Origin of the sequence: Halomonas sp. KHS3 (assembly GCF_000830495.1) — a bacterium.
Taxonomy (GTDB): Bacteria; Pseudomonadota; Gammaproteobacteria; order Pseudomonadales; family Halomonadaceae; genus Vreelandella; species Vreelandella titanicae.
This window is the reverse complement of the sequence record NZ_JWHY01000002.1, coordinates 569,487-593,084: the sequence shown is the minus strand read 5'-3', so window position 1 is coordinate 593,084 and position 23,598 is coordinate 569,487. Positions and strand designations below refer to the sequence as shown.

At 50.8% G+C, this 23,598-nt stretch carries 18 protein-coding genes; 5 read left to right on the top strand and 13 right to left on the bottom strand.

Annotated elements, in window-relative coordinates; genetic code table 11:
• Window positions 1-65: 65 nt before the first annotated feature.
• On the bottom strand, window positions 66-1,286 hold the full coding sequence (locus tag RO22_RS04885) for an NAD(P)/FAD-dependent oxidoreductase (protein ID WP_041157749.1): 1,221 nt from the start codon (window positions 1,284-1,286) through the stop codon (window positions 66-68).
• A 114-nt stretch (window positions 1,287-1,400) separates the two neighbouring features.
• Between RO22_RS04885 and ltaE the strand changes: the two genes are divergently transcribed.
• Window positions 1,401-2,408: a low-specificity L-threonine aldolase gene (gene ltaE / locus RO22_RS04880; protein WP_041157748.1), complete on the top strand. Its 1,008-nt coding sequence runs from the start codon at window positions 1,401-1,403 to the stop codon at window positions 2,406-2,408.
• A gap of 29 nt (window positions 2,409-2,437) precedes the next feature.
• Here ltaE and RO22_RS04875 read toward each other — a convergent pair whose 3' ends face one another.
• The 5 genes from RO22_RS04875 to RO22_RS04855 form a co-directional block, all read right to left on the bottom strand.
• Complete coding sequence (locus RO22_RS04875; protein WP_022521792.1) at window positions 2,438-3,052, bottom strand: LysE/ArgO family amino acid transporter; 615 nt, start codon at window positions 3,050-3,052, stop codon at window positions 2,438-2,440.
• Window positions 3,053-3,207: 155 nt separating this feature from the next.
• On the bottom strand, window positions 3,208-4,380 hold the full coding sequence (gene uxuA, locus RO22_RS04870) for a mannonate dehydratase (protein ID WP_041157747.1): 1,173 nt from the start codon (window positions 4,378-4,380) through the stop codon (window positions 3,208-3,210).
• Between the two features lie 42 nt (window positions 4,381-4,422).
• The gene (locus RO22_RS04865) at window positions 4,423-5,151 is read right to left on the bottom strand and encodes an FCD domain-containing protein (protein ID WP_027959959.1); all 729 of its coding nucleotides are present in this window, start codon (window positions 5,149-5,151) and stop codon (window positions 4,423-4,425) included.
• 18 nt (window positions 5,152-5,169) lie between these two features.
• The gene (locus tag RO22_RS04860; RefSeq protein WP_041157746.1) at window positions 5,170-6,999 is read right to left on the bottom strand and encodes a glycoside hydrolase family 2 protein; all 1,830 of its coding nucleotides are present in this window, start codon (window positions 6,997-6,999) and stop codon (window positions 5,170-5,172) included.
• A gap of 25 nt (window positions 7,000-7,024) precedes the next feature.
• A complete protein-coding gene (locus RO22_RS04855) occupies window positions 7,025-8,071 on the bottom strand; it encodes a TRAP transporter substrate-binding protein (protein ID WP_200890223.1) in 1,047 nt (348 codons plus the stop codon).
• Window positions 8,072-8,243: 172 nt separating this feature from the next.
• On the opposite strand from RO22_RS04855, the gene RO22_RS04850 reads away from it, so the two are divergent.
• The 4 genes from RO22_RS04850 to uxaC all read left to right on the top strand — a co-directional run bounded on the left by RO22_RS04850 (window position 8,244) and on the right by uxaC (window position 13,989).
• Entirely contained in the window at window positions 8,244-8,768 is a 525-nt protein-coding gene (locus RO22_RS04850; protein ID WP_009287128.1) for a TRAP transporter small permease, read from the top strand.
• Between the two features lies 1 nt (window position 8,769).
• Window positions 8,770-10,068, top strand: coding sequence for a TRAP transporter large permease (locus RO22_RS04845; protein ID WP_009287127.1), 1,299 nt, complete (start codon window positions 8,770-8,772; stop codon window positions 10,066-10,068).
• Window positions 10,069-10,129: 61 nt separating this feature from the next.
• Window positions 10,130-12,505 (top strand): TIM-barrel domain-containing protein, encoded by a 2,376-nt coding sequence (locus RO22_RS04840; protein ID WP_041157745.1) that lies wholly within the window; start codon window positions 10,130-10,132, stop codon window positions 12,503-12,505.
• 74 nt (window positions 12,506-12,579) lie between these two features.
• Complete coding sequence (gene uxaC, locus RO22_RS04835) at window positions 12,580-13,989, top strand: glucuronate isomerase (protein ID WP_041157744.1); 1,410 nt, start codon at window positions 12,580-12,582, stop codon at window positions 13,987-13,989.
• Window positions 13,990-14,040: 51 nt separating this feature from the next.
• On the opposite strand, the gene fhuF is transcribed toward uxaC, so the two are convergent.
• From fhuF to RO22_RS04800, 7 genes are all read right to left on the bottom strand, one after another.
• Complete coding sequence (fhuF, locus tag RO22_RS04830; RefSeq protein ID WP_052475530.1) at window positions 14,041-14,835, bottom strand: siderophore-iron reductase FhuF; 795 nt, start codon at window positions 14,833-14,835, stop codon at window positions 14,041-14,043.
• A 105-nt stretch (window positions 14,836-14,940) separates the two neighbouring features.
• Window positions 14,941-15,843 (bottom strand): ABC transporter substrate-binding protein, encoded by a 903-nt coding sequence (locus tag RO22_RS04825; protein ID WP_084625251.1) that lies wholly within the window; start codon window positions 15,841-15,843, stop codon window positions 14,941-14,943.
• Between the two features lie 103 nt (window positions 15,844-15,946).
• Window positions 15,947-18,427, bottom strand: coding sequence for a TonB-dependent siderophore receptor (locus tag RO22_RS04820; RefSeq protein WP_052475529.1), 2,481 nt, complete (start codon window positions 18,425-18,427; stop codon window positions 15,947-15,949).
• Between the two features lie 85 nt (window positions 18,428-18,512).
• Window positions 18,513-19,499, bottom strand: a complete 987-nt coding sequence (locus RO22_RS04815) for a FecR domain-containing protein (protein ID WP_235270470.1) — start codon at window positions 19,497-19,499, stop codon at window positions 18,513-18,515.
• A gap of 9 nt (window positions 19,500-19,508) precedes the next feature.
• A complete protein-coding gene (locus RO22_RS04810; protein WP_041157742.1) occupies window positions 19,509-20,033 on the bottom strand; it encodes a sigma-70 family RNA polymerase sigma factor in 525 nt (174 codons plus the stop codon).
• A 133-nt stretch (window positions 20,034-20,166) separates the two neighbouring features.
• Window positions 20,167-21,030, bottom strand: coding sequence for an ABC transporter substrate-binding protein (locus RO22_RS04805; protein WP_041157741.1), 864 nt, complete (start codon window positions 21,028-21,030; stop codon window positions 20,167-20,169).
• 63 nt (window positions 21,031-21,093) lie between these two features.
• Window positions 21,094-23,556 (bottom strand): TonB-dependent siderophore receptor, encoded by a 2,463-nt coding sequence (locus RO22_RS04800; RefSeq protein ID WP_084625250.1) that lies wholly within the window; start codon window positions 23,554-23,556, stop codon window positions 21,094-21,096.
• Window positions 23,557-23,598: the final 42 nt, after the last annotated feature.

The window sequence follows — 23,598 nt, the reverse complement described above, 5'->3', positions numbered from 1 at the left end:
CCTTATGAATATCCGTTAAGAATACTCGTTTTAAACTTGCCCGCCACTCGGTTCTTGCCTTTAGGTTAGGACATCTTGGCCAGGCGTCTAAATGAAAACAGCTCCGCCAAGGGGTGCTCTCTACCCTCTATAAGCGCGCGCAGCAGTTTGGCACCTATCATGCTATAGCTGATTCCGTTGCCGCCGTAGGCCATGGCAAAATGAACGCGTGGGCCTAGGGCGTCATGTGGGCCGAAAAAAGGCAGGCCGTCGTCGGTTTCAGCAAAGGTGCCACCCCAAGAGAACGTAGGGTTGATATCGAGTTTAGGCCATAGCGTTGCTATTTTAGCTGCCAGTCCTTCGGCCTTCTCTTCTACCCGCGCATCGCGGCGCTTGGGAATATCTTCATCGTCGTCGTCTCCCCCTACGAGAAGTCGTCCATCGCAGGTAGTGCGCATATACAGGTAGGGGCGCGATGATTCCCACATCATGGTGTGGCGCAGTTTGCCCAATGCCTCTGGCGGTAGTGGGTCGGTAATCAGCGCATAGCTACTGCGATTGACGGCCACCTTTTCTGGCAGCCAGGCTTGAGACTCATACCCTGCGGCCATCACTACGTACTGGCAACGCAGCTTGGCGCCATTGGCCAGAGTGAGCGTGACGCCTTGATCATCCGGCGTCATCGTCTCCATCTGTGTGCGGTCATATACTTCTCCCCCACGCGCAACCACTCTGGAAAACAGCTGATATGCCATGCGATAAGGATCAATAGTGGCGGCTAGCTGAGTAAGAATAGCGCCGGGTGCCTCAAAGCCGTACTCCGCCAAAATAGCCTTGCGCTCAAGCCACTCGGCTTCAAAACCGTGTTTTTGGCGCAGCGCCAATTCCTCCTGAAGCGATGCGACATCCTCTTCGCTACTGGCATAGTAAAGGCTTTGCTGACGCTCAAAGTCTACATCGCCCAGCCCTGCCGCCAGGGACTCAAGCTCGCCAATGGCCTCTGCACAGGCGCGGTAAGCACGCACTGCATCGGCTTCGCCATAGCGCTCGGCTAGTTCTGTCATATGGGTGTCAATTTCGTACTGCAGCAAAGCAGTACTGGCGGCTGAACTGCCCCACCCAACATCCCGGCGTTCAAGCACCACCACATAGTGGCCACTGCGGCTTAGCTCATCAGCAATCAACGCCCCCGTAATACCGCCACCAATCACAACAACCTCGCATTGGTGATCGCGAGTCAATTGAGGAAAGGTTTTCAACAGGCCATTTTTGACTGCCCAAAAGGGATAACCACTTTTCAGATCCATCTGTTTGCCTTTGCTTGAGAGACTTGCAGTATGCTGTTAACCATAGATGGTTCCCCAGAACTTGCTTGAGAAAACGCTTCCGAGTGATTGCTCCACACAATAAAGGAGATGCGCATGATTGATTTACGCAGTGATACGGTGACCCGTCCGACCTCTGCCATGAAAGACGCCATGATGGCCGCCCCGGTTGGCGATGATGTGTGGGGCGATGACCCAACGGTCAACGCGTTTCAAGCAAATCTGGCCGAACAGGCAGGCAAAGACGCGGCACTGCTGTTTCCTAGCGGCACACAAAGCAACCTAGTGGCGCTAATGGCCCATTGCGAGCGTGGCGATGAGTACATTGTTGGGCAGTCAGCCCACACTTATCGTTATGAAGGCGGTGGCGCAGCGGTGTTAGGCAGTATCCAGCCACAGCCCATCGAGAACGACTCCGATGGCACGCTGCCACTGGAAAAAATCAGTGCCGCGATTAAAGCCGACGATTTTCACTTTGCGCGTACTAAGCTGCTGGCATTAGAAAACACCATTGGCGGCAAAGTGCTGCCCGTAGACTACGTATTAAAAGCCACTGAGCTTGCTCGCGAGCGTGGTCTGGCAACGCATTTAGACGGCGCGCGCTTATTCAATGCCGCAGTCGCAACCGACACCTCGCTCAAGCAGCTGTGCCTGCCGTTCGATAGCGTGTCGCTGTGCTTCTCAAAAGGCCTGGGTACGCCAATAGGGTCGGCACTGGTAGGCCCACAAGCATTGATCGACCGCGCTCGGCGCTGGCGTAAAGTGGTGGGTGGTGGCATGCGCCAATCAGGTATTATCGCCGCCGCCTGCCAGTATGCGTTAGATCACCACGTGGCAGACTTAGCCGACGATCACCGCCGTGCAGAGCGCCTTGCAGCGGGCTTAGCAAAGCTGCCAGGAGTCGAGATCAGCGCTCAGGCAACCAATATGGTATTCGCGCATTTTCCCGATGCGCATGTAAAGCCACTCTCCGCCTGGCTAAAAGAGCACGGCATTTTGATTGAGCTGCTTTACGCCACGCGTTTCGTTACCCATCGTGATCTTGATGACGCAGATATCGACAAGGTCATCGCGGTGATGGAGGCCTATTTTAGTCGCCATTAAAAACGAGTCGTCATTAACCAGTAAATAGCTTAGCTAAGAGATGACGCCCCTAAAGCAAGATGTACAGCGATGCCTGCCATCATCAAGCCAATCAGGCCATCGATAATGCGCCATGCGATGGGTTTTGAAAGCCAAGGCGAAAGCGCAGCGCCGCCCCAGGCCAGCAGGCTGAACCAGAGGATGGAGGCAGTCGAGGCTCCCGCCACAAAAACACCGGCGCTCTCCTGCTGGGCGCCAATGGCGGGTATCAGCAGCAGCGTATCCAGATACACCTGAGGGTTAAGCACGGTGACGGCAAGGGTGGCGAAAATCACTTTGGTTAAGCTGCGCGCTTTGCCCGCTTCGGCACTTAACCCTTGCCGCCCGCTAAAGGCTCTAAACAGCGCCTGAGCCGCCAGCCAGCTTAAAAACACTACGCCCACCCAGCGCATTGCCTCCAATGCGTTGGGCATCGTCAGCAGAAAAGCACTCACCCCAAACATGCCCGCCGTGAGCAGGATAATATCCGCGCTGATGCACAACCCTGCCGACCACCAGTGGTACTCACGACGAATAGCCAGCCCTAGGATATAGGCGTTTTGCGCCCCAATCGCCATGATAATCCCGCCGCACACCACTAGCCCGGTGATATAACTTTCCCACATTGCCCTGCCCCCATTGCCGGAATTAGCGTCGCGTTAATTAATCTGGCAATAAAGTAACCGGGAATGCTGATTGCTAAAAATCATCCTGCTAATGGGGTATTAGTTTTTCTTATACTCACCCTCTTACACACAGCCTATCTATTTTGATTCCAAGGCTATGGTTTGTTGGAACGTTTGAACTGAAGCGCACGCTCAACACCACGAATTTCCGCCATGCCGCGCAAACGCCCGATTGCCGGGTAGCCAGGTTTAAAGTCGCTGCGCAAATCACTCAACATCGCATGACCATGGTCTGGACGGAAGGGAAGTTGTTCGCCCCTTTTTGCTTCAATGTCCAGAATGATATCGACCAGGCGAACCATATCGGTATCACCCTCTAAATGGGCATCTTCGTGGAAACTGGCCCCATCTGCTTCCAAGGTAGTATTTCGTAAGTGTAAAAAGTGCACTCTATCTGCCTGTTCTTGCAATATTGCAGGCACATCGTTATCAGCTCGTACGCCCAGTGATCCAGAGCAGAGCGTGAAACCATTTACCGGCGAATCGACCATATTCGCAATATCTCTTAAGTCCTGGGCGGTTGAGACCACTCTCGGCAGCCCGAACAGAGAATACGGTGGATCGTCTGGATGAATCGCTAATCGAACGCCTGTATGCGCTATCTTTGGAATGACTCTTGAGAGAAACGAAGCGAGGTTTTCTCTCAAAACCTCGGCGGTAATGTCTTTGTAGGCAGCGAGCCGCTCGCTGAAGCTATCGAGACTGTAGCTTTCTTCAGCACCTGGTAGGCCAGCAATAATAGTATTCGTTAATTCCTCAACCTGATCTGCGTTCATTTCAGATAGGCGAGCCCGGGCTGATTCCCGCGTTTTCTCGTCATAATCTGACGCTGCGCCGGGGCGCTGCAGTATAAGCAAATCAAAAACGACGACGCTAAGCGCGTCATACCTTAAGCATAAGGCCCCATCAGGTAACTCATGGCGCAAGGACGTCCTGGTCCAATCAAGAACCGGCATAAAGTTGTAACAGATGGTTTTTATGCCAGCCTCGGCAAGATTAATGGCACTTTCTGCCCAGGCATCAGCCAGTGTTTCCCAACCATGGGCGTGAGTCTTTATATCCTCATGTATCGGAATGCTTTCTGCCACTGTCCACTCAAGCCCAGCAGCTTCGATAATAGCTTTACGCTCCATGATTTCATTCAAGGGCCACACACAACCGTTCGGTAAGTGATGCAGAGCCGTCACAACACCAGTCGAGCCAGCTTGTCGTACATCCGACAAGCTGATTGGATCGTCCGGCCCAAACCAGCGCCATGTATGTTTCATCAACCTTCTCCCCCGTATTATTAGTGTTAAATAATGCTCTTATTAAATCGTGCTCTTGTTAAACAGATAACCGTCAAAATTCGGGTCTTCAACGTCGGAAAGCTCCATTAGGGTGTCTCGGACGTTATCTAAATGAACCCACATCGCCTTACGCGCCCCTTCGGCATCTTTTAGCTGCAGTGCAGAGAGAATATCCTGATGATCCTTTAGCCATTTTTCTCGGTAGTTGGTATCAAATATCCGCTCATGTAGTCTGGCCCACATCAAGCTCTGGTCTCTTTTGGCCCACAGTTCAGAGACCATATCGACCAATACACTGTTTTGCGTCGCCTCCGCTATCAGGCGATGGAATAGCTCATCACTGGAGTAGTCGTTATTCTTTTCTTCAATGCCCTTGCGCTCCATATCAAGCGCTTCCCGCATACGTACAATATCGTTTTTGGTGACTGACACCGCGGCAAAGCCGGCGATGCTGCTTTCCAAAAGCTGCCTTGCCTGTAACAGTTCAAACGGTCCTATATCATCCACAACAGGCTGTGCTACCGAGCGACTGTCGGAAAGCAAATAGATGCCAGACCCTTTTCTCACTTCAACCAGCTCTTCAATTTCAAGCATGAGTATGGCTTCGCGCGCTGCGGATCTGCCCACGTTTAAAGCCTCTGAAATCTGACGCTCAGTCATAATACGATCGCCGACTTTATACCCTTTCTGCTGAATCAAAATCTTCAAGTCGCGAGCCAGCTCCTGGTAACGCCGTAAACCTTTATGCATTAGATTTCATTTCCATTTTTAATCTTTTATAGAGTGGTAAAAAGAAGCTAGAACATTAAATGCTTCTTTTTTTGTAGATTTATCAGCAGCAATCAACCCTTTCCGGTTGAACCCTCTCTGAAAGATATTTTGTCTTCGCTCAACTCTAAAATCGTATAAAATCCAAGGCGACATGCCTTTGATGTACGCTAATTTTTGCAGCGTATCGATCTGCCGCCGGTACACATCCGCCATATATTTTTCGCTGAACAGGCCTTCAGACGGGCCTTGAGATGAGTTATCGCCATCCGCCCCTGTTTCAGAAATGACGACGGGACGATCAGGGTCGGAATTTTTTCCGATGGCGTACAGGTCGTCGAAGTTTTCATCGTACCAACCGTAGTACTCATTAATGCCTATAACGTCTAAATGGTCGACTAACCGATCCTCAATTTTTAATTTTGCATGATTAATTAGGCACGCTGCGGCGACTAAGCGCGTGGGGTCATATAGGCGTGCAGTTTCAGCCAGGTCACGCATAAAAGAGAGACGACTATCCGTATCTGGGTTCTCGTTGCCAATCGACCAAATAATGACGCTAGCTCTATTGCGATCACGCTTAATTAACTCAATGAGTTGGTTTTTAGCGTCTTTAAGCGTGTTGTGATTATCAAAGTCAATGGCCCAGTAAACGGGTATTTCTTGCCATAGTAAAAAGCCCATCTCATCGGCTAGTTCAGCTGCGCGTTCATGATGGGGGTAGTGCGCGAGGCGAAGAAAATTGCACCCAAGCTCTTTCGCATGAGCGAGCCGTCTGCGAATGTCTTCATCGGACGTCACTTTCCCTAGGATGTCATCGTCTTCATGGACAGAAATGCCACGTAGCCAGATAGGCTCACCGTTTAGGAGAATATCGACCCCTTGGCGAACGATGGAGCGGAATCCGACATTGTCAGTGATACGGTCTTCGCCAGCAGTCAGCACCACTTTATATAGGCGTGGGTTTTCAGGCGACCATCGCTCTGGCTCTGCTGCTATTCGGCAAGTACCTTTGCCATGTTCAATGTTAATCTTTTGAGCAATTCCTAATTCAGGTATCTCAAGGTGAGCATGGTGAATGCTGGGGCCATCAACAGCGCTATCAACAGCTCTATCAACAACTACATCAACCTCTATCGCCCTTCCATCCTGAGAAAGGCGAATGAACATATCGCGAATGAATTCTCTGGGTAAGCTAAAGAGCTCGACCTCGCGGTAAACGCCACCGTAATTAAACCAGTCTGTATTGCGCATCGGTACGCGATCCAGCGTACGGGTATTATTGACACAGAGCATCAGCCAATTGGTTTCTTCGGCAAGGTCATCCGTCAGCTCAACGTAGAAGGGAGTCGAGCCGCCATAGTGATTGCCTAGGAATTTTCCGTTAAGAAATACTTTACAGTCGTACTGAGCCGCACCGACCCTAAGGATGTAGCGTTGGTCTGATTCCGCGTCACTCTCTCGCTTTTTAAAAAGCTCTGGGGGCAGCTTTTTGGTGTACCAAGCACTGCCCTCAAAGAAGTACCATTTTTCCTTTAACATGGCCCAGTTTGAGGGCACCGGGATGGACTCACCCATAAATGGGTCGTAGTCCCAGGGTTCAACGCGATCGACAGGGTTGGCCGGCTGCATTTCATACCATTTTTGACGCAGACCTGTATCAAGCAAATCCACGCAAAAATTCCAACTGCCGTTAAGCGACGTTGACGTGCGACCTTTCGTGAACACCATGGTGGAGTGGTTCAGATTTTGCAGATTCAACGGCACGTCGTACTCTTCGTCATGTAACGACGTGAGGGCATTCTCAGCCAAGGATGATCGCTCTAGCATCTCTCCCACCTCCCCTGCAGCGGTTTTAGTTAGCCTCTGCCTTGATTCGACTGATTAGGTCGGCCAATTCAGCAGATTGGTTGGCCACCTCATCGTGCATAGGCATGACCGCTTCAATAAAGGGCGCTTTATCTACTTCATTAATCTCAACCCCCATCTCAGTCTCTGCGGTTTCCAATGCTGCCATTGCCGCTTTATTCCAGGAATCGGAATGAAATGCCTGAGCTTCTGATGCCGCCTGTCTCATCGCCGCTTGCTGATCCTCCGACATACGATCCCAGGCGCAGCTGGAGATGACGACCACGGATGGGATGATGGTATGTTCATCAAGCGAGAAATGGCTTGCTACCTCGCCATGACGCGCGTTCGTCAGGGCCGTTGGGTTATTTTCTGCCATCTCGACCACCCCTTGCTGCAGCGCACTGTAAAGCTCGCCCCAATCAATAGGTGTCGGATTGCCTCCCAACAGCTCAACCATTCTTACCGCTGATGGGCTTGGTTGTACTCTTACATTCAGACCCTCTAGGTCTGCTGGCGATTGAATGGCCCGGTCACCATAAAAGGAGCGAGCCCCCTCGGTTAAAAAGGCAACCCCTATGAATCCTTTATCACGTGACGCGTTAAGAATATCTTGGCCAATATCTCCGTTAATGACCCGTTCAAAATGCTCTTCGCTTTCAAAAATGAAAGGTAAATTCATGGCGCTGTACATTGGCTCGAATGCTTCCAGTTCGGCCGTATTGCTGCGCGCCATATCCAATGTACAGTTTTGTACCAACTCCATGGATTCACGCTGCGAGCCAAGCTGTGCGTTGGCATAAATGCGGATATCCAGTTCACCATCGGTGAGCTCTGAAAGACGTTCACTCATGTACTGCATGCTGACATGAGTAGGATGGTCTTCAGGATTATTGTGGTTCAGCCGCAGTGTCTGGGCTTGAGCTGAGGCCGCTGACATGAACAGCGCCGCACTGATTAGAGCCGTGTGTCGCAAGGCTTTTGTTGTCATCAGCTGTTTCTCCTGCTTGTTATGCTTGTTGTTGTGATTGTTGTCGTGAAAGCCGACTGTCATTGAGGCACTCACTTTCTAAGTTACAGATGCAAGATGGCTTACCGACTATATCATGTCAACCAATAAAACAAATTGGTTGACATCTTTTAGAGTAGAAGCGACTCTCTGCACAATGACTAGGGAGTAAGAAGCTAGTCACCAATACACAAAAATAAAACCAGAGGTCTTACGTATGAAACGCACAATGGACTATGTGCTTGGCACGTCTGTGTTTTTAATACTGTTGATCATCGTCGTCAGTGTGACGTGGCAAGTATTATCCCGGTACGTACTAGGCACCCCAAGCACAGCGACAAGTGAAATCGCTCGCTTGTTGTTCATGTGGTTAGCGCTACTTGGAGGTGCTTACACCTTTGGCCAAGCTCGACATCTCGCCATTGATATATTGCCTCTTGCCTTAAACGGCCGCTCACGTCAGTTACTTAATACACTCATACTGTTAATCGTGGCTGGCTTTGCCTTCTTTGTAATGGTTTGGGGTGGTTGGCAAATGGTCTCCCGAACGCTGGCATCGGGCCAAATCACCCCCACGTTGAGACTCCCCATGGGCTATGTATATGGTCCCATTCCAGCTTCCGGGCTAATCATCATTTTTTACTGTTTTATCTTTTTAGGGCGGGTTTGGCTTAACCCTAAGTCGGAAGGCGGCTTCACTATCGATCCGCAACAAGCACCTGCTCCACAAGAGAGAGATTAATATGAATATAACCGTCCTGGTGCTTTTTGGGTCGTTCGCGCTTTTAATGGTCTTAGGCATACCCATTGCGTTCGCGATTGGCGTATCTGCGACACTCACCTTCCTGCTATTCATGAGCGTCGACCAATCCCTCAGCATTGTTGCCCAGCAAATAGCGTCGGGGCTTGATAGCTTTACGTTAATAGCCATCCCCTTCTTCATTTTGGCTGGCAACATTATGAATCGAGGCGGCATCGCACTTCGCCTTATCGATTTAGCGAAAGTGCTTGCCGGAAGGCTTCCTGGCTCGCTTGCCCACGTCAATATCATTTCCAATATGCTGTTCGGCGCTTTATCCGGCTCAGCCGTTGCGTCAGCGGCGGCCGTTGGGGGCGTAATGGCTCCTATCCAGAAGCGGGAGGGTTATGATCCTGCTTTTTCGACAGCCGTTAACGTCACCTCTTGTCCTACGGGCCTGTTGATTCCTCCCAGCACAACACTCATTGTTTACTCGCTGATTACTGGCGGCACGTCGATAGCCGCGCTTTTTTTGGCGGGTTATATCCCCGGTATCATCATGGGCTTATCCCTGATGGTGGTGGCAGGGATCATATCTAAAAGAAAGGGCTACCCCGTCGCGGAGAAACCCTCCCTTGCTGAAGTTAAATCAGCAGTACGCCGGGCGATATTACCTTTAGGCCTTATTGTAGTGGTGATTGGCGGTATTATTAGTGGCGTATTTACGGCGACCGAAGCCTCAGCGATCGCAGTTGCTTATTCACTGTTCCTGTCTTTATGTTGGTACAGAGAAATAGGGGTAACGGATCTTCCCAAGATTTTTATCGACTCGGTCGTCACAACGTCTATCGTATTATTTTTAATCGGCTGCTCCATTGCCATGTCCCGCGCCATGGCGTTCGGCGACATACCTTTAACGATCTCTTCTTTTATGATCGGTATATCTGATAATCCGATCATCATTCTACTGTGCATTACCGCCGTACTGCTGGTGATTGGTACTTTTATGGATATGACACCAGCACTGCTTATCTTCACCCCTATCCTTATGCCAGTGATGCAGGATATCGGTATAGACCCGGTTCACTTCGGCATCATCATGACGATCAATCTCTGCGTCGGTATCTGTACCCCGCCAGTGGGCTCAGCACTGTTTGTCGGCTGCTCCATCAGTGGCGTGAGTATTGGTCAAGTGATGAAACCCATCCTGCCATTTTATTTAGTCTTGATAGCCATTGTTCTACTGGTGACCTTCGTTCCACAAATCAGCTTATTTTTGCCCCAGCTTATTTTAGGTTATTAACGAGTTGGTTCCAGGTGATGACCACCGTTAAATCCTGAATTCAGGAATCAAAGGATAAACAATGAAAACCTTAAAAAACTGGCGCCTGGAGCACCACGACGACACGACAGTGCAACTGAGAGTGCACGATAGACATTTAATCTGCATCAACATTCTAGACAACAAATTGTTCCGAGTGCGGCTGCTAAAAGATGGTGCATGGCGCCTTAACCGCTCATGGACGGTAAACCCGGATGGCCACACCTTACCAAAGGGGCGCTCACGTGATTCGGTGACGGGGTTCAGTTGTCCCCAGTACAAGCTTGGGTGGTCGGATGGGCAGTTGCAGATCGAGACCGATGCCTTACGGCTCATCGTCTCTCAGCCGCTGCATTTTAGGTGGGAAGCCTTCGTGGATGAGGGCTGGAAGTATTTAACTGAAGACAGACCCACCGGCGCTTATATGCTGGGCGTTAAGAACCATGCCCACGCCCACTATTTACGTCGGCACCCCGATGAGCGGGTTTATGGCTTGGGCGAAAAAGCCGGGCTGTTGGAGCGGACGGGGCGGCGTTTCGAAATGCGCAGTTTAGACGCTATGGGGTATGACGCAGAGCGCACCGACCCGCTGTATAAACACCTGCCGTTCACCCTTACCCAAACCGCGTCCACCGGTAGTTTTAGTATCTTCTACGACACTTTGAACACCTGTGTATTGAACATAGGGCAGGAGCTTGATAACTACCACGCCCCTTATCGCTCCTTTACCGCCGATGATGGCGACCTGGATTACTATTTCCGCTGGTCTCCACAGCTTCTAGACCTGGTGAAGAGCCAGTTGGCCTTAACCGGGGGGATGGCATTTCCGCCACGCTGGTCGCTGGGCTATTCCGGGTCAACCATGGCCTATACTGATGCACCCGACGCTCAGGATCAGCTCATCGGCTTTTTGCGAAAGCTGGAGAACGAGGCTATCCCCTGCGACAGCTTTCATCTTTCTTCGGGTTACACCTCCATTGAAGATAAGCGTTATGTGTTTCATTGGAATAACGACAAGGTGCCCAATCCAACCACGTTGACGAAAGCCTTTAATGATTCCGGGGTGCGATTGATCGCCAACATCAAGCCCTGCTTGTTAAGGAACCACCCGCGCTACGCAGAAGTGGCAAACAATAAATTATTTATCCAAGACAGTGAATCTGACACACCGGAGCTTTCAAGCTTCTGGGACGATGAAGGCTCTCATCTCGACTTCACCAATCCCGATACGCTCAGTTGGTGGAAAGAGAACGTCACTCAACAACTGCTGAACCTCGGCATCACTTCCACTTGGAATGATAACAACGAATTTGAAGTGTGGGATCATGGCGCTCGCTGCGTTGGCTTTGGTGAAGAGGTCGAGGTGGGGCTGATACGGCCCTTGCATTCGCTGTTAATGGTTCATGCTTCATGGGAGGCGCAGTCACAACATGCGCCTCAACATCGCCCATACGTGGTAACCCGGTCAGGCTGTGCTGGCCTACAACAGTTTGCCCAGACCTGGACGGGAGACAACAAAACCAGTTGGGAGAGCCTGCGTTGGAATATCCGCATGGGGCTGGGCCTGTCGCTTTCGGGAATCTACAACATTGGGCATGACGTCGGCGGGTTTGCTGGCCCCCAACCTGGCCCGGAGCTTTTACTCCGTTGGGTTCAGAACGGCATATTTCATCCCCGGTTCTCCATTCACAGTTGGAACAACGATGGCTCTGTGACCGAGCCTTGGACGCACCCCAGCGTTACCGAAGGCATCCGTGCCGCTATCCAATTCCGTTACCGCTTGTTGCCATATTTTTATACCTGCCTTTGGCAGGCGGTCAACAACCATGAACCCATGCTACGGCCCACTTTTCTCGATCACGAGAATGACGCACAGACCTATGCAGACACCGACGATTTCCTTCTAGGTCGAGACCTACTCGTAGCGTCTGTAGTTGAGCAAGGCGCAGATAAGCGGCGCATCTATCTGCCCGACAACCATGCAGGATGGTGGGACTACTGGACAGGCCAACTGCATGCCCCAGGAACATGGTTAGAGAAGCCGGTTTCATTGGCGGATATGCCGCTGTTTGTTAAGGCTGGATCAATACTGCCGCTTGCGAATGAGGCCATAAAAGCAACGCCGGAGGCGCAAGTTGGCCGAACGTTGGCACTGTTTCCACAGCCTGGATCGTTTTCCTGCACCTCACTGATTTACGATGATGACGGCGAGTCCAAAGATGGCCCGCACTGCATCACCACTCTGCTGCTTACCGGCGATGAGCATAGTTTGGAACTGCAAATCAGCCAGGCTGGGGATATGCCTTTTCCATTTAAACAGCTCAATATAGTGCTACCAGCAGGTGAAAATCGCCCCTTGCACTACGGTGGTCGCGTCATAGAGCATGGCGGGCTAATCACCGTGGGAGAAGCGTCGTGAGCAGCGATAACACATTACTTTGGCGCTTTTGCACGAGCCGCTATCGCTGAAATGGTAAACCAGAAGGCTTTTCTATGAATAATTACCTACACACTGATTTCTTGCTGGATACAGAAACAGCACGCCGCCTCTACCATGATGTAGCTGCGGACTTGCCGATTATTGACTACCACAACCATCTTCCGCCCGAAGAAGTGGCTCACAATCGCAGCTGGGACAACCTGGGCGATCTATGGCTGAGCCATGACCATTACAAGTGGCGTGTCATGCGCTGGGCGGGCGTCCCTGAATCTCACATTACCGGTAGCGCAACAGATAAAGAGAAGTTTCTGGCGTTTGCCCAGATTCTGCCTAAGGCAATTGGCAACCCCATGCACCACTGGAGCCATCTCGAACTGTGGCGCTACTTTGGTGATGAAGGCAAGTTGATCAACGGCGACAGCGCAGAGGAGATTTGGCAAAGCACGCAAGCAATGCTGAGCCAGCCTGAGTTCCGCGCCCAGGGTTTGCTAAAAAAGATGAAGGTCGAACTCATTGGCACCACCGATGACCCGCTCGACCGCCTTGAGCACCACCAAGCATTTGCTGCCTCGCCACACAAAGGTGAGCTTTCCATGGTGCCTACCTTTCGCCCGGATCGCGCGCTGGCAATCGAAGGCGCAGGTTTCAATAACTACCTTGAAAAACTGGAGACCCTGACCGGACAGCCCATCAGCACCTTCGAGCATCTGGTAAGCGCACTCACGGATCGCCTGGAGTACTTCATTGCCAACGGCTGCCGTGCCGCCGACCACGGTATTGGCCAGCTAGAACAGGCCGATGAGCTAAGCGCTAGCCAGCTTGACGCCATTCTTGGAAAAGGCCGCCAGGGCAAAGCCTTAGAGCCAAAGGAAGCAGAGAGCTTCCGTATGGCCGTATTGGTAGCACTTGGCCGTGCGTACGCGCGGGCTGACCTGGTGATGCAACTTCACATAGGGCCACTACGTAATAACAGTACGCAAATATTAACGGCGGCGGGCAGCGACTCAGGTGCTGATTCCATTCAAGATAAGCCCATTGCCGAGCCGTTAAACAAATTGCTGGATCGCATGGATAGCACCAATGAGCTACCGCGCACCATTCTTTATGCGCTGGATCCCAGTAAAAACCCCATCATCGTCACCACAGCGGGTAACTTTCAAAGCGGTGGCATAGCAGGCAAGGTACAGGCGGGGACTGCATGGTGGTTCAATGATCAAATTGACGGCATGGAAAACCAGATGAACCATCTGGCGCAAATGGGGCTGTTGTCCACCTTCACCGGCATGCTAACGGACAGTCGCTCCTTTTTGTCCTTTCCCCGACATGAATATTTCAGAAGGCTGCTTTGCCGTATCGTCGGCCGTTGGGTTTCTGAGGGGCTGGCACCGAATGATCACAAGATGCTTGATGAGATCATTGCGGATATCTGTTACCACAACGCCCGCCGCTGGTTCATTGAATGAACTCATTAAAAATCTTTTTAACACTCATGGATCCCTTGACCGAACAGTGATCTAGCTTAGTGGTGTGCTTTTTGACACAGGTAGACGCTTCTTTCGCTTGCGAAATTCAGGGGAAAGTGGACAGAGCCCGCAGTAACTGCCTCCTGGCAAAAGATAGTCAAGGCAGCAGTGCCGATGGAGCCGCACCGGCACTTCTCCCTCCTCTGTTATCCGCATCGTTTGACGTTTCGAGCCAAACATCGGGTTGCGTTTTTTACCGGGCCAAGTACGTTGCTCTAGCAGGTATGCTTTATCACTCGCAGCCCGCTGAGCAATATCAGGAGAAAATGAGTCCAGCTGTTGTGCAAGGGTAAGAAGTGTCTCTAATCGCCGCGCAACATTTCCCCACAATATCTTGGCCGGCACTTGAGTGCGCGAGGAAAGGTAGGTAATAAGCGGCTCCAAATGCTCTTTTATTAGAGGAGCATAGCGCCGCTGAGCGTCGAGCCCAGTAATGCTTTCGCCAAGATGAGGAATTACGAAAGCGACTGGTGTTGCATTTTCATCCAATATTACCGAAATATACTCCGGTTTAACGGGGAATCCATGCTGCAGTACTGTTGCGGCGGCGGCGATAGGAGGAATAAGAAGAGTGACGTATTTCAGCAGCCAGATAGATGCCACTGGCCGCAAGTCGTCAAAATCGTAAAAGCGAGCGCGACGTACCAAAATGTCATCGATCTTCCCTGGCTCATTTAGCAGGTCAGCAAGGAGATATGCATTGCTTCCCGCCGCCTCGCTACAGATCAGACCTTGGCCGTAGTGTGCCCAATCGCCTTGAAAGATGGGAGACAATAGTTTGATCATTAGATGGCGTCAGAATCCTAGGTTGATTGAACACTGTCTAGAGTGATCTATCACTCGTAGAGTCCGAAATACGAAGTAGTGCAATATTGCGGGAAATAAATGGCATCAAAGACCCTTTTGCGCTTCGAGGGCCTCAACAAGAGCTTCGGAGAAGACTAGGGCAGAAGGAAGAGCACCAAAATGATGAAAAGTCGCAGGCAAGTAGATCTCATCCCCGCGCTGCAAGCTGCGCATATGTTGCCAAGTACCCTGTGTGGAAAATTGCTCACGAACGGGGCTGTTAGCGTAGGGGCTTTCCAATAACACCAAGCGAGCATCAATATCGATCAATGCGTCGATACTGACAGTCGTAAACCCCCAGTGATTGCTTTCCCCTTGCCAGGCATTGGTCAGTTCCAACTGCTCCAAGGCACTTTGAAACATGCTGCTATTACCAAAGACACGAGCATGCCGGTTATCCATTAAGCGAATGATTAAAAGGGGCGGCTGGTTATCCGGGATACTCTCCCGCAATGCATGAAGATGCTGTTCAGTTTCGCGTATTAAGCGTTCCGCAGACCTCTCATCATCGATGTATTTGCCAAGCTCCCGAGTGAAAGATGTCAGCTGGTGCCAGGGGTCTGTCCCTGTTTCATTGTTATAGGGCGTTAGACTCGTCAATGAGGAAATACCAGATAACCGAGCAGAAATCTGAGCTAAATTCGGCGAAACCAAAATTTGCTGTGGTGAGACTTGGCTTAGCAGCTCCAAGTTAGGCTGAAAGCCTATGCCAAGGTTAAGAGAACCCGACAACCTAGAAGTAGAAAAGTATTGGGCCTTAGGTTCAGTCAGGTACATAGGTATTATATCCATTGCTACCAGTGTTTCGACGATACGGATATCGAGAGCGGCAATGGCGGAATTATTTGAAGACGCTAGGCTTTTAGTAGGCAGCGTTAAAACCGCAATGATGATAACCGCCACTACGCTATTAAATAAAAGCCTAAGGACGCTCGTTAAACCCAGCATGATAATCCCGTATAATCGCCTAAGGAGAGTAGTGATAGCAGCCAGGAAGAGGCTAAGCCCCTTCCTCTTTTTTAGGCTGGTGTTTTGAACATAGAGAGTTCAATCAGAACTCGAAGCGAACACCGCTATAGAATGTTCTGGGGTCACCCACGCTTATCCGAGTATTCCCCCCCGAGGCAACAATATACTCTTCATCGGTAACGTTCTTGACGCCCAAATCAAAACGAAAGCGATTGCCGTTACCGACAGGGAGGTAGTACCAGAGGCCGGCATCAACAACGGTATAGTCGCCAAGCTCAAAGCCATGAAGAGTCTCGCCAAGATTATTAACGTGGCCATTATCACCATAGCGGTTGCTAGCATAGGTAATGCCACTGCCGATACCTAGCCCCCGAAGAGCGCTTTCTGGATTCTGGAATTCGTAGCTTGCCCAAAGGCTGGCAGTCGTGTCAGGTACGTTACGCGGTTGATTGCCGTTCGTTGCTTCGTTATCGCTAACTATCTCAGCATCAAGCAACCCAATAGCGCCACGCAGATTGAAGCCATCGACAGGGTTAGCGGCTATGGAGACCTCTACGCCTTTAGAAGTGATGCCACCGGTTGGCACAGGTTCTCCGTTGATGGTTTCGACGACGTTGTCTTCGCGAAGATCAAAAACCGCGCCAGTAATAAAGTAGCGGTTATCGGCAGAACTCCATTTCATTCCCGCCTCTACCTGTTGTCCCTCACGAGGATCCTGCTCAAAGACTTCTTGATTTCCTACATATATATTTTGAGGCTCGAAGGTGTCTGCATAGCTGAGATATAGATTCAACCCCGGCATGGTTTCCCAAATTAGCCCGAGACCTTTTGTGAGCTTACTGCTGCTACCTGAGTCAATATCGGTTGAAGAGCCAGTTAAATAGTTGTCGTTATGATAGTTATTCTCGGATACTTCATATCTAAGTCCAAGGTCAAGCGTTACTGTTTCTGTAAGCGAAAACTCGGTAGACGAAAATACGCCATGTGATTTTTGGCTAACGTCGTAAAGTTGGTCGCTTCTGGGTGAGTCAAGATCATTGATAAGCGAAAAAGAATTAGGCGATGAGACAGTGCCCCCGATTTGAGGATTGCCGCTTAAATTATGCCATTCATGGCTAAACTCTCGATACTCAACCCCCGTTGCCACACGTATAGGTATCGCCGTATCGATTTCACCAATCAGCTGTGAGCGGGCAAATTTGTATGTGCGTACACTGTTCTGGTTGGCACCGACACGTCGGATTAGCGTATCTTCAGCAAACTCGCTGCTAACATCCGCTCCAACAGAAATGACTTCCGCACGAAGATCCTCTCCCCTTTCTCTAGAATAAAAGAGCTTATTATCGATTTCCCAGGCTGAATCTGCCAACGGAATGACAACGTCAAGCTCAGCAAGGTGGTATTCGCTGTTGCGCTCGTTGGGAATATTTCCATCGAAGCGAGTATCAAAAGGAACATCCGCTAGTCGGCGCTGCAAATCCCCCACTGGTACCGTAATTAATCCTCTATCTATTTCTCGGCGATCTTTAGAATACTCATGATTGAATCCTACGCTTGCACCCGAATCACCATGCCAGAGTAGCGCAGAAGATAAAAACTGCCGGTCAACGTTGGTATCACGAAATGTCTCGCTGTCCTCAAGCGAGCCCGTGATCCGATAGGCCAAGTTTTGGCTCTCACCGACGGGGCCCGTGAGATCGATGGTTCCACGTCGTTGCCCATGCTCATCGAAGGTTGTCGAAATGGAATGTTCGCGCTGGAACTGCGGCTGTTTGGTTTCTATATTGACGATGCCGCCTGGTGACATACGGCCGATATCGGCAACTGGCCCTTTGATTAGCTGAATGTTATCAATAGTGGCTGGATCAATACGGCTTTCATGGCTAAAAGGAACGCCATTACGATAGAAGTTATCGTTGCGGTTGAAGCCGCGAATCAATGAGTGCTCGCGGGTGCCACCATAGCCATCAGCCACAACCACATTGGGTGATAGGCGGAAGGCATCGGCCATTTCTCTTGCCTGCTGATCGAGCAGGAACTGTTCAGGAATGACGTCGATGGATCGAGGAACATCAATAATATCTTTGGGAATACGCAGCGAGGAGTCAGCGTAACGGCCTTCATAGCGGGCAGGTAGGGTGCCGTAGACCGAAACGGTTTCTAAGTTCTGAGCAGCACGCTCATTCAGGATCTCCAGCCGATAACTACCCTCAGCGCTGCGCACTGGTACAAGGCCGGTACCTGACAACAAGCGCTCCAAACCTTCGCTGACTCCATAGTTGCCCTGCAGCCCAGCGGTTTGCTTGCCAGCGGTCAAGGTGGCATCGAAGGCAATCTCGATGCCTGCACTGACCGCAAAACGGTTTAGGGCCGTGTCGAGCCGTCCTGCTTCAATGGAATAGCGTTGCGAAGCGGCGGCACTCTGCCCTGCGGCTTGCTGAGCAAGCGCCGTTGCGGGCAGGGCCACCAAGCAACTGGCGAGCAGGCCGTATTGAATGGCTCGTGGAATGGCGCGGGCCAAAGGCGTTCGAATAAAGCGTGAGTGCGCTTGCTGCGTCGTCATGAAGATCCCCGTTGATTTTTATGTCTACATCTTCTATTCCGAACGAGAACGAGAATCCCTCAATGTTTTCTGAAATTTTTTCTTTCTAGCTTTCGCCGTCGCTGCGCGGCATGACCGTGACCCAAAATGGCGTTCGGTAGACCACCTTTAATGACAGTGCATCGGCAAGGCTGGCCAGGGCGCGATCGGTGTCTTGCAGCGAAAACACCCCGCTCACCCGCCGGTCAGCTACCTCTGGTGCACAGCGCACCACACCATGGCGATAGCGGGCCAATATCTCGACCACCTCACTAACTCGCATGCCTTCGGCCACCAGCCGCCCCTGAAAACGGGCTAATCCAGCGGGTTCCAAGGCCGCAGGTGGCGATACCTCATCGGCGCTCATGTCAGCCTGCTGGCCAGCATCCAGCGTCGTCCGTTCATCGCTTCCACGCTGCTCCAGAGCCACCCGGCCTTCATAAACGGCCACTTGGGTGCTGTCAGTATTCTGCTGCACGCTGAAAAGGGTTCCCATCGGATAGGAAAGCCCTTCCTGGGTCATAACGCTGAATGCCCGGGCACCCGGTGTTTTTGCTGTAGTAATCAACACTCCACCACGTAGCAGGTGGAGCCGCCGTTGGTGGGCATCGAACCTTATGTCGATGGCGGTATCGGTATCCAACACCAGATGAGTGCCATCGCTCAGCGTCACTTCGCGGCTCTCACCAATACCAGTGGCGTAGTCAGCGAACTGACGCTGCCACTGGGGCGTGCGCGGTAGCCCAAATCCCAGTCCGCCTAGCAGCACGGCCAAGCCGCCCCACTGCAGCAAGCCCCGCCGGGAGACCTGGGAAGACGAAAACAGTTCGCTACGGGCAGCGTGACGCGGCAGCGCGGCCAACCGGCCATCAATCGCCTGCAACTGCTGCCAGGCGCGCTCATGTTCCGGCGACGCTTGTCGCCAGGCCAGGCAAGCCTCGCGCTGGGCCTCGCTGATGTCGTCACTCCATAGGCGCGCCATCCACAGGCTGGCCTGCTCCAGCACGGCAGGATCGATGGTCTCATGGGAGGCGTCGGCAGACATGCGGCTCATGGCATTCACTTAAGGTTGAGATTCGCTTATCGCGCGGTGGCAGGCCAGCAGCGCCCGGGCGATATATTTCTCTACCGAAGAGACAGAGACACTCAGCGTCTCGGCGATGTCTTGATAACTCTGGCCGTCCAGGCGACACATAAGAAAAGCTCGGCGAGGCTTGTCAGGAAGCTCATGGAGCAGCGTATCAATCTCTACCAGCGCTTCGATAGTGAGTGTTTGCTCCTCGGGAGAAGGCGCGTGTGTCTCTGGAAGCAGACTGAGAGTTTCCAAATAGGCAGTTTCGATTCGCCGACGGCGGTAATGGTCGACGACCACCCCTTTGGCGATCTGTGTCAAGAAACGGCGTGACTGTTCCGGCACTGGCGTAGTGCCCCGCGCCAGTATGCGTAGGTAGGTATCGTGCGCGAGATCGGCAGCAGTATGGGAACAGCCCAGCTTGGCGCCCAACCAGCGCCGCAGCCAGCTATGATGATTGTGATAGAGGGTGTCGAAAGGAACCTCGCTTCCGCCCTGTTGCTTTATCGATACCATCGCCCGTTGCCATTGATTGCCTGTGCCAAATGCCCCCAAAAAAGGGGCAAAACCAGACACAAACAATAAGTGATAATACTTATCATTACAAACAATATGGCGATGTAAAGCACCTGCAGATAACAGAATGGCGCTAGGGGGTGGTTGGCTCCTCCAGAGCCTCGACGAGGGATTCGGCGAAGCGGAGGGCTGAGGGGAGAGCACCAAAAACCCAAAAATCGCCCGGGATGTAACTGATTTTACCTTCTCGCTGGCTAATCAGCGTTTGCCAGATGTCACTACTTTCTAAGCTTTCACGGATCCACTCTTTGTAAGCTGGACTCTCTATAATAAATAAATGACCTTCTGCTCTAGCTAGCACATCAATAGTAACGACTGAAAGACCTGTAGCACTTGCTGATGGCTCCCACGCGTTGGTTAACCCTAACTGATCAATAACTCCATGTAATATATTGTTTTTCCCGTATACCCAAGCATGGCGATCATCTCTGAATTGAGCAATAAGAATGGGTGTTTCCTTGTTTTTTATTTGATCTCTTAAGATAGCTAACCGTTGGTTTGCTTGTGCAGTCACAATCTCAGCTTCTTCCTTAAGATTAAGCTGCTCTGCAATCTCAAAAGTAAAGTCAACAATTGCCCCCCATGGATCATGCTTAAAAGGGTAAAGTGAAGTGTCAATAGTGGGCGCTATTTTTGATACGTGCTGTAGCAAAATTGAATTTTCACCGAGCAAGAAGTCAGGCTCATAGCTTGAAATTAGTTCCATGTTCGGCATGGATTTTAAACCTACGTCAATGCCATCTTCCTTTTCTATAACTTCGTTTCCAGTCCACCCCTGGTAGTTTCGAAGCTGGGCAATAGCTATCGGTGAAACTCCTAGCATGCTAAGAGTTTCAGCGGCAGCCCAGTCAGATGTAACAATTGACAGTCTTTCATAACTTATCGCGTAGTTTGAGAAAAGAAAAAAAATGGATATTAATAAAATCTTATTTTCCATGGTCTTATTGAAGCCCAGAATATTAACTGAAAATCCCCTAAAGTTAACTTTAGGGGATTCATTCTACCAAGCGTAGGATATCGTTCCTATCACATTTCTTCCAACACCATACTTACACGAGTCACCGAAATATCCACAGTCACTTACGTACTCTTTGTCGGTGACATTATTTGCATTAACTTGTGCATGCCAGCCATCAAAGCTAGCATCGACTTTTGAAAAGTCATAGCTCAATGATGCGTCAAACAGTGTCGTAGAGGGAAGTGAGTTTTCGTTGGCACTATCGTAGTAGCTTGAGCCTATATAGCGTACGCCAGCCCCAAGGCCTAATCCACTTAACATGCCATTTTCGAACTGATAATTAGTCCATAAATTTGCCATATTCTCGGGCGTCCCCGTTGGCCTTTTTCCTAGATCATCTCCGTTGCTTTCGGTGACTTCTTGGTTGAGATAGGTATAGCTGGCAACTAAGTCTACGCCAACTGGTAGACTCGCTCTTGCCTCAAGTTCGAGGCCTCTGGAGCGCCACTCTCCTGTCTGCTGGTTAAAGCCGGGGTTATCTAAATCAGCCGTCGTAACATTCTGGCGCGTGAGGTCAAAAACTGAACCGGTAATAGATAGATTGCCATCACGAGAGAGGTACTTTATACCCGTTTCATATTGCTGAGCTGTTTCTGGCTCAAAAGTGGCACCCCCAGCACCTTGGCCTACCACTGGCAAGAATGATGTAGAGTAACCAATATAGGGCGTGAGGCCGTTATCTGCAGTGTAAGCGAGTCCTGCTCGATATGTGAATTCGTTGTCAGATACTTTATTTTTTGTATCTGCAGTCCGATCACGATTTGTTTGACTGCTCCAATCATGACGACCAGCAAGCGTCAAAGTCCAACGCTCATCAATTTTAATTTGATCTTGCAGATATATACCTGTTTGCTCAAGCTCTTGTGAAGCGTGAGCTGAAATTTCCTGTATGGGGATGCTAGCCCCATAGATAGGATTAAAAACATCTAATGGAGCAAGACCCTGAACGGAGTAATAGGTGAGATCATTGTTTGCTTTTTGCCAATCAACACCTACTAATACTTTATGGTCAACTCCTTGAGTATCTAAATCAAACTGTAGCTGGTTATCAGTTGTGATAGCGTCAATTTTTTCATCGCGTGCTAACCCAAAGCGGGGTATCGTGCGTAGGTCATCCATTATTTGGCCAGCATAGATATTTGTAATATTTGTTTCCGCTTCCCTATAACGTGTGTTTTGTCGAATTGTTACTGTATCGTTAAGCTCATGCTCGAATAAACTGGCTACCGAAAAATAATTTTGTTCAAAGTTGTCAGCACCAGGTTCACCGACATAACGTGAACGTGGAATTTGGCCATTAGGGTTACTGTCTAGTGTACCAACCCTAGGAAGTACGATATAAGAACCAACTGTATCTATTTCTTTATATTCTGCTAGTAATGTAAGAGATGTTTTATCATTTGGTATCCAAGAGAAGCTTGGTGCAAGATAAGTGCGATCGTTTTTTGTATAATCAATTTCTGCATTTGCATCTCTTAGCAAGCCTACAAAGCGATATTTAAGCTCCCCTTGATCATCTAGGTAACCGCTTACATCAGTATTGACTTGATGATGGTCGTTACCTCCTGTGGACACTCGTACTTCGCCTTGAGGTATTTCTGTAGGCTTTTTGCTGATCAGGTTGACAATCCCACCTGGGCCACCTTGCCCATAAAGAACTGATGAAGGCCCCCGCAGGACTTCAATGCGTTCAAACCCATAAGGTTCAGAGACGGTTCGACCCTGATTGTTAAACCCTGTGAGCCTTAAACCATCGCGATAAAAGTATTCTGTTCCGCCAAAACCGCGTATCGAAATAAAGTCACGTCGAGGGTCAAGCCCATTAGAATGACCAATCACCCCCGCTGTATAATTCAACGTATCACCGATTGATTGCGCGCCCCGCGCCTCAACTTCATCGCTGGTAATGACAGATATTGACTGTGGCACTTCGTTAAGGGGAGTGTCAGTTTTTGTGCCTGTTGCAGAGCGAGTCGCCACGTAGCCGTCTACAGGCCCTGTAGCTGTCTCTTGAACCCAGTCGGCTTCCACCCGCATCGTCGTCAACGCCACATCAGCCGCCCGTTCTTCCAACCGATAACTACCATCACTCTGCCGGGCTGCCGTTAAACCCGTTCCATCCAATAGCCGCTCCAGCCCTTCATCGACTCGATACTGGCCTTGCAGGCCGGGGCTTTGGCGCCCTTCCCCCAGCTCGCCAGCGCCGCTGATAAAAACTCCCGCTTCGGCGGCGAAGCGGTTGATGACGCTGCTTACCGGGCCGCTGGCAATGTCATAGTCGCGCGCTTGCTGCTGGGTGACTTGAGCTATGGCGGGCTGCGATAGCAGCGGCACGGTCAATAGCCCGGCGGAGGCAAAATGAACCGCCAGCGCCAAGGCGCGGCGGTTAAGCGGCGGTTGGTGCTTGGCAGTAAGCGGTTGAGGTGCAGTGCGCTGTTGGAGCATGTCGGTTCCCCTTACAGATACGTTTTAAGTGCTTATAAAGGG